Raw genomic sequence first — 16,140 nt, forward strand, 5'->3', positions numbered from 1 at the left:
GAAATGAAACTTCTATATCTGCCAATAATTACAAAATTTTTAGTTTCAGGGCGGTTCCCATGGAAGATGAAAAGCTCGATTTGGTAATTTTTGTACAATCTAATTCTTATGGTGGAACTGAGCGGCACACGCTTGACCTAGTGGATCATATCGACCGTGAGGGGTTGAGGGCAGCATTTGTTTACTGTGGTGAAGGGTTCAATGGTCACATACCTGAAGAGCTCTCATATGTTGAGGTAACTAAGGCTAGTTCAACAATCCAAAACCTGAATATCAAAGGAATTAGAGTTTGGCCGAAAGTTTTCAAAAGGTTTAAGTCACAAAAAGCCTTGTTGATCAAACCATCATATTTTTCAGTAGATTTGAAATTTTTGCTGCTTCTTAGATTTTACTATGAAGATCTCATTGTCATTGAACACTCGTTGCCTCCCAAGCGCCTGCCTATTCCGCGCGTTGGGTTTATACCGAAGATTGGATATTGGCGACTAAAAAGCGAATCTCTTAGATACTTCTTCTCTAGCCTAGTAGACACAGTGATAGCGGTGTCAGAGGTAGCAAGAATGGAACTAGATAAACATACTTATTATAAAGACATAAAAGTTTGCAGTAATGGCATAAATAGTGATTTATGGGTGCATGATACGAAGAAAGGTAAAGAGTTTCGTGTCACAAATGGGATTGATTCAGGCCTGCATCTTTTTGGCTGCGTCGGAAATTTGTTTACAGTAAAGTCTTTTGATGTGGCCATTCAGGCGTTAAGTTTAGTGAAGGATCGATATAGAACGAAATGTGCTCTTTGTATTATCGGTTTGGGCCCAGAACAGAATAATTTGAAGTCCCTTGCGGAAAAATTATCTCTCGATAATGTGTTTTTTGTCGGTAAACAATTTGACATGGTTTCAGCGTATTCTGCAATGCAAACTCTACTAATCACGAGCAAATCTGAATCTGCTTCTCTTGTACTACTTGAGGCGAGCGCCTGTGGATGCGATGTTCTGTCATCTGATGTGGGGTATTCTTCTGAAGTAATAAAAGAGATGAATAATGGTTATATAGTAGGCTCATACAATCCGCAAGTATGGGCTAGAGCAATAGAGAATTACTTAGACAAAAAGAAGCATGAAGACCATAATTTGTCGCCCACGCGAAAGTCAAAATTTGTAGAGAAGTATGATATTAATAAAAGAATGAGCAACCTTCTAGAGACCATCATGGCGAATAATTAGTGTGTAGTTGCGCCTCAATGAAGCAGCCAAGTAACTGTTTTAGCCAATTTCTATATACTGCTCTTTTTTTACCAGTACTCCAAGGCCCCAGGCGAAGTAATATGTGGTGAAGAAAATGCCATCGTATAGCATTAGAATTAATTCCAAGATTCTCTGCCGCAGTAGCGACTTGCGCCTCTTTCAGCACATTAATAGCTATACTTGGTTCCTGTGAGCAGGAGGGCAGAGAAAGAGCTAGAGTGAAGTGATCGTACATTGGCATTGTGGTTATCGCGAAATCTTCAAAATCAATCACAGTTACATGGGATGTATCGATGATCAAATTGTTTAGACAGAAATCACCATGTTGGGGTATCTGTGAGCAAGCTGGCATCTTTGACAGCTCTTTCGCGGCAAAATAAACAAGCTTATCAAGCTCTGTGTTCACGGTGGGTTCGGTGTTTTTAAATTGCATATAGGCTTGCTGAAGCTCTTCGTGGGGTTGAAGCTTTTTGGTTTTCAGAACACTACCAGCAGCTATTGTGTTGGGATCAGCGGCAACTGCAGAATGAAAGTCTGTCAGTGTCTTCCATAGTCTTCTCTCTAAGCGAGCTCGGGCGTCTTTAGTACGAATTTTTGATTTGATCTGGAACCAAGGGGCACCTTTTACGCCAAACTGAACGTCGTACTTTTCCCCTGCATGTTCATAAACCCCAACAATTTTAGGAACCTGATTACCGACCAGTTGATACAAGTTATTGTGAACTTGATGTGTATGAAAATCGTGTTTGTCAATCATTTTACGAATCACGTAGTCTGGGTAATCAGATGAATCTCCGAACACCAAGTAGATTGGTCGGGTAGTGCTTATACAAGCAACTGAGTAATCGATTGGTGCGTTATTATTCAATCCTGCATCCGAAAGAAGCCGCTGAACGAATTGCATGATTACTCCTTATATAAAGTAAGGCCTAGTCCGCCGACCGCTGGGTTGGCTCCAATGAGCTTGCTTACCAGATGCTTGAGGGTATTTACCAGAGGGGAGCCCGCGTAGGGCAATACGTTTCGTGCAATATAACCATCAGCGTTGGTGTTGAGCTCGTATACACATGCGGGGGACTCCAGGGAGGGATAGACGCCAATCAGACTTGCGTGCAAAGGAGGGTATTCTTTACATAGTTGCCGCTGTAGACTTTTCAGTGCAGCCATGCCTCTGTATAAATTTTTGATATTCTTGAACTTATTTGAGTTGGTGCTTGTAGCCACAACGATACAGCAATGTGCTGAAGCATCAAGCATCTGCTTGGCGTTTAGGAGTGTGGCCGACTGATTATCGGGTTCAAGATGAGCTATCGGGCTCTGCAGCACGTCTGTGAGCTGGGAGAACTGTTCTTTGATAGCGGTTGGGTTTTGCATGAGTTTATTAATTCCTTGAAGCTATGATCGCTTGAATGGAAGTCCGTGTTAAGTAGTACCAGGGTAGACATTGCCTTGGCACCGAAACGATCTAATTTCAGATTACGAGCCTTGGATAAACAAGATACTTCTAGATTTGTTGGTAGATCCATTCCAAACCAGCCTTTGTTATCTGATTCATCTCTCGATTCGAATTCCAGGACAAAAGATTTTTCATATAATTTTGAGCGGCCAAGTGGGTAAGGAAGTTAAAGGCCAGGTTACAGCGGAAGTAGGAGGTTTCTGTTATTTCTGGCGATATCCCATAGGCCTTCAGGAAGCGTTCAGGTAAATCACCAAGAAGCTTTTGACGGCTACTGTTTGTTTGTGCTATGGCCCATAAGCCACTATAGAAGCGTGCTAAATCTTCGAGGTTACCGGAAACTCGAGTGTCGCCAAAATCGAGAACATGCAAATTCTGTTGGCGATCCATGAGAATGTTGTAAATAGTGAAATCGCCATGGAGTCGGCATGGAAAGGCGCCGTTTACTGATAAGTAGTCAGGCTTGCGAAGGCTATCTATTTCCGCGCCAAATTTTTTTTCGATTTTCACCAGTTTACTTTCAGGAATCAGGCGGTTATGCCGTATATCTTTTATTTTCTGGTGGAAATCGGCTTCAAGCCAATCGCCACCAGCATCTTCTGGTGTCTCTTCGATAGAACTTAGGTGATACATTTTTAACCAACTACCGACTTCAGTAATTCTAGCCCGCAGGGTGTCCGGGTCGGAAAGTTGGTGGCCTTTTAGGCGCCCCAGGAGATAGGTTGAGTTCCAGACCGTGAGAAACAATTCCTGTGCCTTCAGTTTGCGCGTTGTAAGGCAGTTTGTTGTCTCGTCAAAGTCGATCAATTCCACGACCTTTACGTGTTTTGTACGAATGTCAAGATCACGACAGCGGGCAAGTTCCAGCGCTTCCGGTTTAAGGCTGATTTGCGAGGAGTGCTTTTTATAGGTCTCAGTTGAAAAGGTACCGGTACTACGAGGGTTTACGCGCACCTTTACATTTTGCGTACTCATTTGAGTTGCCTTTTTTAAGGTTCTATCTGGGTTGGAAGCGTGCTTGGGCTCTAACGAGCCGAGGCAGGTGTCCAGACTCTTCGAGTGAGCTGACTTTGAGTATGCTGTAGCTCACTGCCATTCGACCTGACATCATATCTATTATAACAGCCACAGCCTAAAATTTGTCTTATAAGGCAGCCTCTTTAGATTGGTTGACACCCATTCAGCAGGGCATTGACCGATGGGGTTCGATGAGCTATTCCTGCTACTATATAATGAAGAAATGCCTATGCTTTGGCCGGCTGTGCTTTAGAGACTCATACCGAGTGAAGGAATATATCATGTTTTTAAGCAAAAAATTATTTGTAAACAGCCTTTTAGCAGCTGCTGTACTTTTGGGAGCAACACTATCCCGCGCAGAAGTAATCTTCTCCGAAAACTTTGACCAACAGCCCGATTGGGACAAAATGGTCGACCCTAATCCGAGTTCTGACAACTCCCGGGCACGTGTGAAGGGTGATTTGATCCCAGAGGGATGGGATCTTGTTCGTTCCGAGGCTACGTGGGCACCATCACGAGGCCATCCGGATCGCCATGAGTCATTTGAAATCAAGGCCGCCGACTCTGCGAAGGCCCGCGGGGGGGAAGGAAAGGCGATGGTGAATTGGCGTGATAGTCACGATCCCGGCTGGAAGCGTTGGAACTCTGACGGCATATTGCTAAAGAAAATAGGAAACCAACAGCAGGTTTACGTTGAATTTTATATTGCGCTTTCACCAGAAACGTATGCGACTTTTAACAATAACCCCGAAGGCTTAGGAACTTCGAAGATATTTAGGATTTATTCGTTTACGGGCGACTGGAACGATCCCTTTGATTACTTTGCAGGCACGACGCATCCAGAAGTAATTTGGGCTCTTGATGGGGAACCGAACCTTTATGGGCTTCGCAATAAAATATCCCTTTATGGGATGAGCGGAAATGACGCAAATTATCCTGATATGCCCGCAAGTCAACATGGTGGAGACTTCTCATTGAGTTATATATCCAGCTTGAGGGGCATGGCTCCTGATGGGAGTGATGCAATGGTACCAGACAAGCTGAATGGCGGGTATATGCTTCCGGGCGAGGGCAACGCAACGATTGAGCGCTTATTTGGGCCTCCAGGTTCGTATACTAAAGTTGCCTTCTTTGTGAAAATGAATTCCGCGAAAGGTGTTAACGATGGCGTCCTTATACAGTGGATTGACGACACACAAATCCTTTACCAGAACACTATTAATTGGGTACCGCTGGGCAAAAACGGCGTAGCTTGGAACGTTATCGGTTTTGGTGGCAACGACTTCTTTCAAAGCTATCCGAACGAAGACCGCCATGAGGAATGGTACGCTATTGATGATGTGAAGGTTATGACAGAGATACCAGATTATCTAAGGGGCGGTTCCGAAAATTTAGCTGCGCCCAAACCACCTTTCGATTTAATTGTAGAATAGTTTTATGACGAAAACCCACCAACAATCGGAATCGAATTTCGCTTATTGGTGGGACTATGATAGCCATTCCTCCCGTTCTCGTTAACCAATTGGCAATTTCGACGGAATCCAGCTAATTGGAGCAGTAAAAGGCCCTTCAGACTCCGATTGCGACGGTGGGTTGCCAAAAATTTTCCGATCAGACTAGCGTCAGTTAACGATTGGCCACTTAGTCATCTAAACCCTTTTGCAAAACCGATACTTCTACTAATTAAGTAGAGTAAGTCTAGAGTGTATATTTGGGTTAGCCTGTCTGGCATTAGGGTGTAATAACCCGCCCGAGACATTCGCTTAAAGGAAAGCAAAGCGGGCAAGAAAATGCATAGTGATAGGCTAGTGAAGATTGCATATGTACTTAATGAAAATAGAGTACATAAAATGAAAAAAAAGAAGGAAAGGATAAAGGTTATTGTTACAAGAAATATGGGATCCGTAATGGAAGTTTTTAGGTCGCTTAAATAGTTTTCGGAGTGCCATATTTGTCGTTTTATGAATTGGGAGACGGTTTTCGCATTACCTAAGTGTGTAACATTCAAGACATGGTTAATATGAACAGGTACGTTTTTCGAAGTAAGTCGACGGTGTAGATCTGTATCCTCTCCCGATGTCACTAATTCATCAAAACCGTTTACTTTTAAAAAAAGGTCTTTGGATATCATTGTACTTGCACCGATTAGATGTTTCGGCAAAGTAGTTTTACCATTGCTCTCCAATAGCCAAGATTTCTCGATCCATGTTGCGTTACTGGGTAGCTTAGCCCCGCCCCCATAAGCACAGTTTGGGCGGTCTTTAATTAGCTGTTCAGCCCTCCTGAGCCAGTTTTTATCCATAAGACAATCAGCATCAATGAAAATGAGTATTTGTCCCCGGGCCTGGGCTGCGCCGCAATTTCGGACAGCACCGACATTCCCCTCCAGCAACTGGAACACCCTCGCCCCGTCGGAGTTAACGGCAATTTCATGGGTCCGATCCTGAGACCCATTATCCACAACGATCACTTCATACTGGGTGCTGTTGTAGTCAGAGTTAAAAATAGACTGAAGGCATGAGCCAATATGCTCTTCTTCGTTATAGGCCGGTATCACGATAGAGAAAAAGGGCGAAGCACTCTCTGTTTTTTTTTGTTCATTCATTTTTCTCTAACCACCGAGCGAAATTTTCCGTTACGACCACGCGGGATTTCGGGCACGTATTCAAAAGCTACCTGAAAATCGTCCCCGAGCCTTTGTTTGCAGTTGGTAATAAGAATGTTCTCATTGAATTCGGCAGCCGAGTCTTTCACTAGCTTTACAGTAGCGTAACCCGGTTGGCTTTGAACAACCTGGGCCTCCAGAACGCCATCGACACCTTTGAATATGTGGTCAATGCGTCCGATAAGGCGCCCATCGATTGTTTCGATGTAATCATCGATCCTGCCGTTTATAGATTTTAACCCCGGCGTACCGCTGTTTTCTTCAGAAGTGTCTGCTAGTGTTGCCGTATCGCCAAGGTTGTATCGCAGTAGTGGCATTTGCCTGTTGGTCAGCGAGGTCGCGAGCAATCTGCCGGTATCCTGTGAGCCTGAATCTATTTGAACTTCGGTAATGCCAATGACAGAATTTGGCTGGTAGATTCCGGTTTTATCTTGTCCGGCAAACATCACATACTCGGCAGTTCCGTAGTAATCGCACACTGCACATTCAAACACAGATTCAATCTTTTCACGCTGCCAAAGAAGGAGTGTCTCTGAGTTCGTAATAACGACTTTTGGCTGGAACCCCGGCTTGCAACCAGACTTAAGGTAGTGGATCGCTAAATCATAGATTGCTGATGGGTAGCCGATCAGCTCTTCAGGCTGAAAGTTGTCCAATTCATTTCTATAGTGGGGAAATGTCTCGTCATTAATATGGTAGCTGGAAAACAATCGCTGGTTTTCGGACCGGTTGAAGCGTGAAAAAGGCGGTCTCATGTCGTCGGCCAATTTGAGCATTCTGCCGGCAAAGGTAGCACGCCTTGCGCCAAAAGCGACACCGTGCCGTTCTTCGTGCTCGACCAGCAACGCCATAGCCAATTTATAAGTCCGCTCATCAACCTGCAGTGCCAATGGGGTGCCAGTGCTACCGCTTGTTCGTTGAATCATGAAAGGTTTTGCAGAGTCTTTGGGTCGAAAGTTACGATCTTGCTCTATTATTGTCCGCTTATTCAAGACCGGCAGCTTTTTTAGATCTTCAATCTGTGTAATATCGCTTGGGCGTAGCCCATGCTCCGAAAATAGCTTTTGATAATAAGGAATCTGGTCGTAGCAGTAGGTTACCATTTGGTGAAGACGTTCTTCCTGAGAAGCCCTTTTTTCTGCTGTGCTCAGTTCTCTGGCCATCTCAAGCTCTTTACATATTTCATGGTATAGCCCCTGATATCGCTTTTGATAAAGTAGATGCCCATACGTCGAGATCATCAGGTTCTGAATTAGTGGAGGAGAGTGGAAGTACAATTTTTCTGCGAATTTCATTTTAAACGGCGCCTCCACTTTCCTTTGTATACCTCATGCCGATTTTTTTGGCGGGGTTGCCGCCCCAAATAGCACCTGGCTCTTCTACAGTGCGAGTTAACACCGAACCGGCGGCGACGATAGACTTGTCACTGACACCTACCATTAAAATTGCGCCATTTCCTATCCAGCAGTCTGCTCCGACTTTCACTTTGGTATATTCGCCACCTTGCTGCTGAATTGGCAACTCAGTGTCGCTAAAATTATGCTGCTGATTACCACTTAGGATATGGACGCCGCTACCGAGTAGTGTGTTGTCTCCGATTGTGCATTTTCCAATATTGCAGTTGGGGCCAATGTAGACGCCTTTGCAAATCGTGGTATCCGGATGAGAAAATACCGTAAGAAAGCCAACAAGAATATCATCAGAGGTTTCCACGCAGGCGAGTCGATAGAACGCAGCACGCGTGTAGATACCGAATTTGCCTGGTATCAGGCTCAATGCTTGCGAGAACGACTGGAACGTTCCGTCTGGATTCCCGAAGAAGCTGAATAAAAGGCATGCCGCATAGAGTGGTGTAGCTAGCAGCAGGAAAAATGATTTGATCGTTCTTTTTAATTTTTGACGCATTTCAGGATCGATCCATTCGCGTATTCAGCCACGTTATCTCGCGCGATGGCCTAAAAGTTAGTAGCGCACGAATTAGTCGCTGGCCAATTCGTGCTATCAGCAGTCTATAGGTCATAACGGGCGGCGCCCAATTGCGACTCAGATTACCCAAGCATTCTGCTTGTGTCAGTTCTGGTTTGGTCAGCGTCTGTGGGCCGTGATTCTGCATTAGAATCACTAATACGCGTGTGAGGTGTGCCTCATCGCTGCATTGGAGCGTTGCTGTCACGTTCTCAAGCCACTTTTGACCGGCTCTCCAGTACTTAATAGCATTCCCGTAATCCAGTTCCGACGCCTGAAACATCAGCATTGCTTTGCGAATATCCTGGGCGATCCAGGTGTCGTTCGCAAATTCAAGTTGTGATTTATCCGCCATGAAGGAGCGCTCGTTATCAAGCATCCAACGGGTATAATGCAGCAGTGAACTGTTGGCAAATTCGTATGGTTCATCGATTTCGTCCAACTCCCGTTTAACATAAAGATACCGGAAGATGCTGGCTAACAGTACGAGGTAGGACCAGCCCGCCTCTACATTCAGCAGGTTTCTTTTTACGATGTCATCTGCCGGGTGAATGGTGCTCCTGATTACCTTTTCTGCCTGCTTTAGCCAGGGGCCGTTACTATCGAGAATCGACGCATCCAATAATGTGTTGATGTAATTACCGGTCCCACGGTTAAAGGGATACCGATGAGTGGAGACATAGACACCACGGGTCATTTTTTTCAGAATGCGAATTTCTGTTTTCTTCAGAGCAAGGATTTGCTCAAGCAGCCCGCCTTGCCCTTCATGCAGCGCTGACATCCACTTGGCCAGATCAAGAACAGCCTGACGTGACTGACGATTGCCGGTCAAAAAATGGTGATAGAGAAGCCCGGTTGAGTAGCAATGTTCCTCAGCAGGCCCGCCTCCTGTCTGACCAGGAGTTGAGCTCACATCGTTGTGACGCGAAAACGTTCTATGAGTTGCCGTTTTGGCATCCAGGTAATGGTCTGTATGCCAAAATAGACCGTTGTTATATTCCGCTCTATCTTCAACGGTATGGTAAATATCTATATCGGTTACATGTCGAGCTAAATCGTCCATTAACTGAAACCAACGCTGATCGCCGGTGTGGGCGAACTGCCTCGCAAAGCCATAAATAGGATCGTACTGGTTGTTGTAGTGAGAGATGAATGGTGGCTCACCGTCACCTTGATAAAGCGACTCATGATCGGCAAAAATTTCACCAAAATTGCGCCAGCCAAACTCATCAATAATTTCACGTTTGACAAAAAAATTTGAATTGCCGTTAACGCCATGCTCAATCAGCTGGTCAAGGTCGCTGCGTTGTGAATTGGCCTTGAACCAGGGCAGGGCCGTGGCTTGCTCATAGCATTGTGCAAATAGCACGGGTACGAGAGGTGTATATGCCGTGGCTGCGACGTCGCTTCCGGAATCATACGCCATTAAAAGACGGAGTGTTTTTTGTTCTCCACCTTGCAGCTCGTAAGCGTTCTTTGCTTCTTTCGGGAACAGCCCAACGGTCAATCTGTTTTCTTCCTTTCGCAAACTGGTGGGGAAGTTTTGCCAAAATCCTGGTACAGCGATATCCAGATTGATGCCTTGCTGTTCGATACTGATCAGCGGATTAGCGCGTTTGCCGTCAAGCAGCACCCCAGACGAGTCAGAGAGTCTGTACCCACAGAATTGAGTGCTAGTTTCGCTGCTACAATCGATATGGTTACTGCTCTGCCAATTTTCGCCGCCGCTGGAGTCCTGATACAGGTTGAACTCAGTAAGTCGTGCCACCTCCGATATCTGATCGGTTGTCTGTGGTGAAACGTGCGCAACGCTATTGGTTGGGAGCGTTGTTTCTACTGCCAACTCGCGAAAGTAAACTGAACCTGGGTCGCCTAAGTCCCACAGCCCCCCCGAGTGCTGGGAACGTTTTGGGTTATGGGTTCTCAACTCAACCTGAACGATGCTGGTTTCCAGAAAAACTCTAAGTTCACATTCAAAGCGCGCGAGCGTTTTGCCACTCTGCTTCAGCCATTGACCAGCCAACGATGCCGTAACAAAAACCGGGCCCTCATCAGTGATTTCCCAGCTGGTTTCGGCTTTGACCAAACAGGGCAGGCCGTTTTTATCGGTCAGGGTTACAGATGATGGAATACCTGAGCTATCTTGTTGAGCAATTCTCCAGCTCAGACTGTCAGTTCTTAGAACCACTCGCCCGGTTGAGGTGTGGATAGCCAGACTGTCGGCGGTTTTTTCAATCGCAAGCTTTGGGCCGGAAGGCAAAGGAGCTTCTAACTTGGTAAGCAACAGATCCTTCTCGTGCCCGGAGTTCAGGTTGGCCAAAAAGCTAACATAAACCCACCGAAAGCTGCCGTCTGGCCAAAGTGCGAGGGGAGTAAGTTGCACGTTGATCGCTTCATGGCCATCTATAACTGCAAGCTCGTGGATTGCTTTTATCGCCCCTTTGGGGAGCGGTATGCCAAGGCTTACTGGCTCATTAATACGAGTAACACCTTTTTTTTCTTCAAGTCGAATGGCTATATTTTTCATGAATTTGTTGGCTACCTAACTTCCTGTTTGCTTGACAACTTGTTCTCTGGTTTTTAAATGACTTTTTATATTGGAGGTTTATTAATTAATTCTTTCATTGTCTTGCCAGATATTATTTAACGAGCTTTTCTTTTTGTTTACTTCATATTTAACAGCCCAAAAATACATTTTATAAGGAAGGTCAAGGCTTTTTATTGTAAGTAGAGGTTGGCTTTTAATGCCGAGAGCAGGAGCAAATAGATTTAGAAGTTTTTTACTATAGAAAATTAAAGTATCCACATTTGAGGATAATATACAATGGGACTTTCCAAGACCATACTCTTCTTCTAAAAATTTATAAAATTGTTTGCGCAGTAGCTTATTTTTTGGTTTGTTGTAGAAATTTATTACTGTTTTTTTTCTGCTTCCGAAGGCTTCTCGAGGAATTCCTTGATCTTCTACTACACGTCTCGCGATTGGCCGGTCATAGTCGTCGCCGGTGGACCATGGAGCCAATTCATCTGAGTTAGATATAGAATGAAGGCTTGAAACCTCTCGGGCGTACATAAATGGTATGGGGATGTTTATAAAACCAGACTCAAGCCTAGCTTCTCCCAAATTTATGCCTGAAACGCCACCTCGAATTATATTTCGTTTTAAGTTTTGTGGACTTAAATTTCGATTCCAAAGTTCATCACCATGGTAACCTGTAAATACTATCGATGGGACTTCATTTTTACCAAGTTCCTGATAAGCTTTATAAAACACAATTTCAGGCTCTGCTGGAGTGGGACAGATGAACAACGTCTCATCGTCGCCAATATCTTTTTCTACGTAATCAAGATAGGAAATTTTTAGCTTAAGTTGCCGGGCAATGTCAGTGCCGTCGTCTACAGCAGCACCAGGATTCATCCAAGGTAAAAACGCAGAGCTTGACTTTCGACTGGTGAATGCCTTATTAATATCGAGGTCGTGGGTAAGCGCAGTTGCAGCGGTTGAATCATAGCCACGTGATATAGTTGTGTATGCAAGGAATGATTTTTTTCGATCCGGGCTACACGAATTTCTGCGAATATCTTTCAATTTTTCCCGCAGAGTATCGTAATAAGCTGAGTAATTTTCGAATTCGTGTTTCCTATCTATATGTTGTCGTTTATATCCGTTCTTCGTAATTTTGACGACAAAGTAGAATAATTGTTCGAATAATTTTATTTTATTATGCAATATGGGAAATGATGAATCGTATCGATCTATACCCATCATAATGTTATCGGACTGTATTTTGTAATTATGGGTGGGGTCTAATTCTGCACCAAGATATGCTAACAAACACACTAAACTGTTTGAAGCAAAAAAATATTCACCGTCTTCACAAAAAAACAACTTATCTACCAGTGCCGTTGATGGAACTAGCAAAACCCCGTCGTTTTGTACGATGAGTCCACTACCAAAGAAATGTTCTGCACAATTAAAATTACCTAGTTTGAAATCACCGTCCCAAACACCTTCGACGATAAAGTTATCCGCTAATTCAACATCAGCGCCATGTAGAACAGTTACCGAAAGAGACGTTTTTTCTATATAACTAATCCAACCTAAACGAGGTAGTCCACTATCAAAATTTTTTCTTATCATTTTAAAGGTCCAATAATTTTTAATTCAATTTAAGATAATAGTCGATAGTTTTTATTTTGCACATCATGTCTAATGTTGAACCTGCATCAATACCATTTTTTGGGTTTTCTTCGATGATATTTCGCATCCGTGATTTGTCCAAAATGGGAGAGTTGAGACTGTCAATTACTTCATTTAAAACATTGCTTTGGTATAAATGTTGATAGTTAAACCAACCCAATCTTGGTTGAGTCAATTTCATTAACTTTCGCGCTTGTTCAAGAGTTATTCGAGCTGCTCTAGAAAACTCCTGAAGAAGTATTGGATATTTTGCGGGTAACAGAGTTGCGGCCATCGAATAATTAAGTAATTCCGGATTCCGTGCTCTTAATACTCGTTGATTTAATTTGTTATGCACTCTGTTACCAAAGGGTATTAGTTGAGAGATTTTTGCTAATTCGTCGTCGGCAAATGGCGCAATGTAACCTGAGGTGCAAGACGCTGCCTGAGCTTGTTTCAAAATGTATTGGCGCGCTCTGTGCTCCATATTGAATGTTTCTATCGCGCTTTGCCAATCTCCGGCCTTCTGGTAAGTGGCGTCTAATCGATTACGCATTACATCCTTGGTGGTATTCGCGGATTCAGCGAAACGGTTATGCCCTTCAGCTGATAGAAACCAGTGATGAGTAGGCGGCGTAGTAAAACGTTCAAGTGCCTTTTTAAACTGGCCGTTACGGACCAGGTTATCATTTACCAGTGATGCTGACGCTAGGATTTTCTGAAATCTGGTCCCCATGCTGAGTACCCCGTAGTGACCTCCGAGAAGCTCACCTAACACACCGCTTGATAGCGGAGCATTATGGATTTCATGCGCCCGCTGACCAGCAATATACCACACGGGAAAGATGCAAAAGCCAAGCTCGTCCAGCATACGTTGGAGTAAGTCTTCTGATAGGTCCAGATTCCTGATGTCAGAAAATGTATGATCCATTCGAAAGTTACCGGTGAGAGTACGAGCTATGGATATTTCTCTACTGGAGAGGTCGCCGTGTGTATAGGCCGTGTGATAGTTCTCTGGCCCGGTCATAAGGAGCGTGCGAGAATCCCATCCGGCTGACATCATGAGCACAGATGAAGGGAGTTCCTGCAATACGATTGAGAGTCGTGACGCGATCTCATCCACCAGTTGGTCTATGGTGTATGTCACGTTTAAGCCTGCTGGCTCCGGTGCCGTTCGCTTGATTTGAAATGAATCTTCACTGCACGCTGTTAAGTTTTCGTTGGGAAGAGTTTGTTCAATTTTTTGAAAAAAAGTGCTGGAACCAATTGTATATCCAGTATTTAGATATTGTTGAATCGACGGCCAGTTCGGGGCCTTTCCCGTAAGCGTCAGGTTGTCGAGACGATTGGATATCTCTAGATTATCGTTATGATCCCTACTGTAATAAAGAAGCGCTGTACCTAATCGGTCAGTATCGATTGTTATTTTTTTTGAAGTCTTGTTGTACTTTACAAGTGTACCTTGGCCTGGGCTTCCAATCGTTTCACTTGAAAGCGAAACTTTAGTTTTTTCTCCCACATAAACTATAAAACCTTCTTCGTCACAGATGAATTGAATATGATTCGTGTTGTAAACTCGTATGTAAAGTGAGCAGAACGAATCGGAGTAAACACAGTAAAGGTTGGATACGTTTTTTCGGTTAGCGTTTGTTTTTATCAAAAAAGAAGTTGATTTCATAGAGCTGAGCCTGCCACGTCATTCAGCAGGATGTCTACCGCTCGATCAACACTTGGTTCTAAAGCCGTCTCGTCAGAGTCCGAAAAAGGCTGCAGGACCGAGTTTTTCGCGGCGTTCGTATTGTCGGGACGCCTCACTCCTATTCTCATTCGTTTAAACTCATGGGAACCAAGCGAAGCAACCAGCGACTTCAAACCTTTGTGGCCTGCATCGCCTCCGCCCTGTTTCAGCTTCACCTGGCCAAGAGTTAAATCCATTTCATCGTGAACAACCAGGCAGTCGTTTATAGCCGTGCCCATACGATCCAGGAACTGCCGCGTTGACGGACCACTGTGGTTCATTTGTGCCGCTGGCTTGAACAGACTTACCGTTTCCCCCGCAATATCTACTTCGCAAACCGCCCCCTCGGCAAAGCTAACCCACAGCCCGTTCATCCTTGTAGCCATCCGATCAAGCACCCTATATCCGGCATTGTGCGGCGTGTTCTCATAGCTGGAGCCTGGATTGCCCAACCCTACGATTACTTTCCGTCCTGAATCGTTTCCAGCTAACGGGATAATAGCAGCACTGGCGGGCATCGGTTTATACAATCTTGGGCAGTCACAGCAAAAGTTCGCAACTCCACATTGATTGGCCCAGCAACCAACGGGATTTTGTGTGTTGTACATCAGCCGTACCAGATGATCTGCTTTGTTGGAGCCCTTCAGAAGTACAAGGTCGCCCGGCTCAAGGAGAGCGTTTAAGAATGCCGACGCCTCGCGTATCTCGGTAAATGCATGCAGGTTCTCGGCGCCTGTATCGCGTTTTGCTTTAGCCGCCCTCGGTGCGTGAGGTCCAACAAAAATAACAATATCACCAACTTCAAGTGCCTGCCTGGCTACCTTGGGATAGAGCTTGGATGCGGATAAAGAGTAATCAGAAAGCGTCCCGATAATAATAATTTTTCTTCGTGCGTCTGCTTCGGCCATAAATTCGAGAGGTGCCGAGAACGACCAATGGGGTGCTTTCCAGTCGTCTCGTAAGAACGTGAAGTCTTTCTCATTCGAAACAACTTCCATCCTGCCCTCTGCCGGCCTCACTTCGGCGACAGCAGATATAGCGCTCGTTAGTGGTATCCCTGCGGCTAAACCAACCCCCAAAGCTGAAAGTACTGACAAGGCTAGCTGTTTTCCATGGAAGCTTGTTGGTACCTGGTAAGTTGTCCCTTCATATTTGACCTCAAGGGTCAGTGGCTCTGGCCACTTGGATCGTGCGGAAAGGAGTCTAATAGTGGCGCCGTCCGCTTTTCCTACCCAGATAATTTTGCGGTTACAGCTCTCACCTATGGCCCTGACGAGCGGGTCGTCAATGTTTAGGACTGCTACGCCGTCGATGGGCAACGCCGAAACAAGCTTGCTTTTTTCTTCTGCTATTGCCTCCAGGCTCTTGAATGCCTTGAAGTGATCCCGTGCAATCAGAGTCAGTACGGCTATGTTCGGGGCAAATAATCTAAGCGGCTTGTTCAGCTCACCTGGCTCACCGCCAGAACACTCGAGAACACAGAACCGGTGGCGAGGGCGTACCTTGAGCAAAAGCTTGGCAATGCTGTGAGAATAATTCTCAGTCCCGGGGGTATTGAAACATTCACCCGCCGTACGAAGAATGTTTGCAGAGATATCCTTGGTGGTGGTTTTGCCTGCGCTTCCGGTGATGCCTACGAAGCACACGGTTTTTTTTAGTTTTTTGCTATAGATAAACGCCGACCAGAACCGGAAAAGGTGCAAACCGGAGCGTAGCCACTTGTATAGGTAGTTTGATGTCATCTGTTGAACACGACGGATCATTGATTTTTTGCTCCTTGGGTTATTCCCTCATTTTTAGCAGGGTAAAAAAGTAAACTCCAGTCCATCCTTGATTTGTTCAATCGTACGCTCTGGGCTGTTATCTTCCACG

At 45.0% G+C, this 16,140-nt stretch carries 12 protein-coding genes; 2 read left to right on the top strand and 10 right to left on the bottom strand.

Features of this window, described 5'->3' with window-relative positions:
• The first annotated feature begins 59 nt into the window (after positions 1 to 59).
• Positions 60 to 1,226, top strand: coding sequence for a glycosyltransferase family 4 protein (locus FFI90_RS04125; protein WP_144776640.1), 1,167 nt, complete (start codon positions 60 to 62; stop codon positions 1,224 to 1,226).
• Here the strand turns inward: FFI90_RS04125 and FFI90_RS04130 are convergent.
• The 3 genes from FFI90_RS04130 to FFI90_RS04140 all read right to left on the bottom strand — a co-directional run bounded on the left by FFI90_RS04130 (position 1,210) and on the right by FFI90_RS04140 (position 3,678).
• Complete coding sequence (locus tag FFI90_RS04130; protein WP_144776641.1) at positions 1,210 to 2,151, bottom strand: phosphotransferase; 942 nt, start codon at positions 2,149 to 2,151, stop codon at positions 1,210 to 1,212. The genes FFI90_RS04125 and FFI90_RS04130 overlap by 17 nt on opposite strands.
• A 2-nt stretch (positions 2,152 to 2,153) precedes the next feature.
• Positions 2,154 to 2,621 carry a hypothetical protein gene (locus tag FFI90_RS04135; RefSeq protein WP_144776642.1) on the bottom strand — a complete coding sequence of 156 codons (468 nt, stop codon included), beginning with the start codon at positions 2,619 to 2,621 and terminating at the stop codon, positions 2,154 to 2,156.
• 130 nt (positions 2,622 to 2,751) lie between these two features.
• Positions 2,752 to 3,678, bottom strand: coding sequence for a phosphotransferase (locus FFI90_RS04140; RefSeq protein WP_144776643.1), 927 nt, complete (start codon positions 3,676 to 3,678; stop codon positions 2,752 to 2,754).
• 323 nt (positions 3,679 to 4,001) lie between these two features.
• Here FFI90_RS04140 and FFI90_RS04145 point away from each other — a divergent pair, with 323 nt between their 5' ends.
• Complete coding sequence (locus FFI90_RS04145; protein ID WP_144776644.1) at positions 4,002 to 5,153, top strand: hypothetical protein; 1,152 nt, start codon at positions 4,002 to 4,004, stop codon at positions 5,151 to 5,153.
• Between the two features lie 212 nt (positions 5,154 to 5,365).
• Here FFI90_RS04145 and FFI90_RS04150 read toward each other — a convergent pair whose 3' ends face one another.
• The 7 genes from FFI90_RS04150 to pth all read right to left on the bottom strand — a co-directional run bounded on the left by FFI90_RS04150 (position 5,366) and on the right by pth (position 16,031).
• Positions 5,366 to 6,325, bottom strand: coding sequence for a glycosyltransferase family 2 protein (locus tag FFI90_RS04150; RefSeq protein WP_144776645.1), 960 nt, complete (start codon positions 6,323 to 6,325; stop codon positions 5,366 to 5,368).
• Entirely contained in the window at positions 6,322 to 7,548 is a 1,227-nt protein-coding gene (locus FFI90_RS04155) for a phenylacetate--CoA ligase family protein (RefSeq protein ID WP_144776646.1), read from the bottom strand. Before FFI90_RS04155 ends, FFI90_RS04150 begins: the two co-directional genes overlap by 4 nt.
• Before the next feature lie 133 nt (positions 7,549 to 7,681).
• A complete protein-coding gene (locus FFI90_RS04160) occupies positions 7,682 to 8,290 on the bottom strand; it encodes an acyltransferase (protein ID WP_144776647.1) in 609 nt (202 codons plus the stop codon).
• A gap of 1 nt (position 8,291) precedes the next feature.
• The gene (locus FFI90_RS04165) at positions 8,292 to 10,877 is read right to left on the bottom strand and encodes an RIFT barrel domain-containing protein (protein ID WP_144776648.1); all 2,586 of its coding nucleotides are present in this window, start codon (positions 10,875 to 10,877) and stop codon (positions 8,292 to 8,294) included.
• An 81-nt stretch (positions 10,878 to 10,958) separates the two neighbouring features.
• The gene (locus FFI90_RS04170) at positions 10,959 to 12,491 is read right to left on the bottom strand and encodes a hypothetical protein (RefSeq protein WP_144776649.1); all 1,533 of its coding nucleotides are present in this window, start codon (positions 12,489 to 12,491) and stop codon (positions 10,959 to 10,961) included.
• 19 nt (positions 12,492 to 12,510) lie between these two features.
• Entirely contained in the window at positions 12,511 to 14,208 is a 1,698-nt protein-coding gene (locus FFI90_RS04175; protein ID WP_144776650.1) for an asparagine synthetase B family protein, read from the bottom strand.
• Positions 14,205 to 16,031: an aminoacyl-tRNA hydrolase gene (pth, locus tag FFI90_RS04180; protein ID WP_144776651.1), complete on the bottom strand. Its 1,827-nt coding sequence runs from the start codon at positions 16,029 to 16,031 to the stop codon at positions 14,205 to 14,207. The genes FFI90_RS04175 and pth overlap by 4 nt, the downstream gene beginning before the upstream one ends.
• Positions 16,032 to 16,140: the final 109 nt, after the last annotated feature.

Source organism: Marinobacter maritimus (assembly GCF_007671675.1).
In the GTDB taxonomy this organism is placed as follows: Bacteria; Pseudomonadota; Gammaproteobacteria; order Pseudomonadales; family Oleiphilaceae; genus Marinobacter; species Marinobacter maritimus.

Excerpts from the sequence above, each read along its gene's own strand:
- FFI90_RS04150 (WP_144776645.1), bottom strand. The coding sequence starts at position 6,325 with ATGAATGAACAAAAAAAAACAGAGAGTGCTTCGCCCTTTTTCTCTATC.
- FFI90_RS04155 (WP_144776646.1), bottom strand. The coding sequence starts at position 7,548 with ATGGCCAGAGAACTGAGCACAGCAGAAAAAAGGGCTTCTCAGGAAGAA.
- pth (WP_144776651.1), bottom strand. The coding sequence starts at position 16,031 with ATGATCCGTCGTGTTCAACAGATGACATCAAACTACCTATACAAGTGG.
- FFI90_RS04135 (WP_144776642.1), bottom strand. The coding sequence starts at position 2,621 with ATGCAAAACCCAACCGCTATCAAAGAACAGTTCTCCCAGCTCACAGAC.
- FFI90_RS04165 (WP_144776648.1), bottom strand. The coding sequence starts at position 10,877 with ATGAAAAATATAGCCATTCGACTTGAAGAAAAAAAAGGTGTTACTCGT.
- FFI90_RS04140 (WP_144776643.1), bottom strand. The coding sequence starts at position 3,678 with ATGAGTACGCAAAATGTAAAGGTGCGCGTAAACCCTCGTAGTACCGGT.
- FFI90_RS04130 (WP_144776641.1), bottom strand. The coding sequence starts at position 2,151 with ATGCAATTCGTTCAGCGGCTTCTTTCGGATGCAGGATTGAATAATAAC.
- FFI90_RS04160 (WP_144776647.1), bottom strand. The coding sequence starts at position 8,290 with ATGCGTCAAAAATTAAAAAGAACGATCAAATCATTTTTCCTGCTGCTA.
- FFI90_RS04175 (WP_144776650.1), bottom strand. The coding sequence starts at position 14,208 with ATGAAATCAACTTCTTTTTTGATAAAAACAAACGCTAACCGAAAAAAC.
- FFI90_RS04145 (WP_144776644.1), top strand. The coding sequence starts at position 4,002 with ATGTTTTTAAGCAAAAAATTATTTGTAAACAGCCTTTTAGCAGCTGCT.
- FFI90_RS04170 (WP_144776649.1), bottom strand. The coding sequence starts at position 12,491 with ATGATAAGAAAAAATTTTGATAGTGGACTACCTCGTTTAGGTTGGATT.
- FFI90_RS04125 (WP_144776640.1), top strand. The coding sequence starts at position 60 with ATGGAAGATGAAAAGCTCGATTTGGTAATTTTTGTACAATCTAATTCT.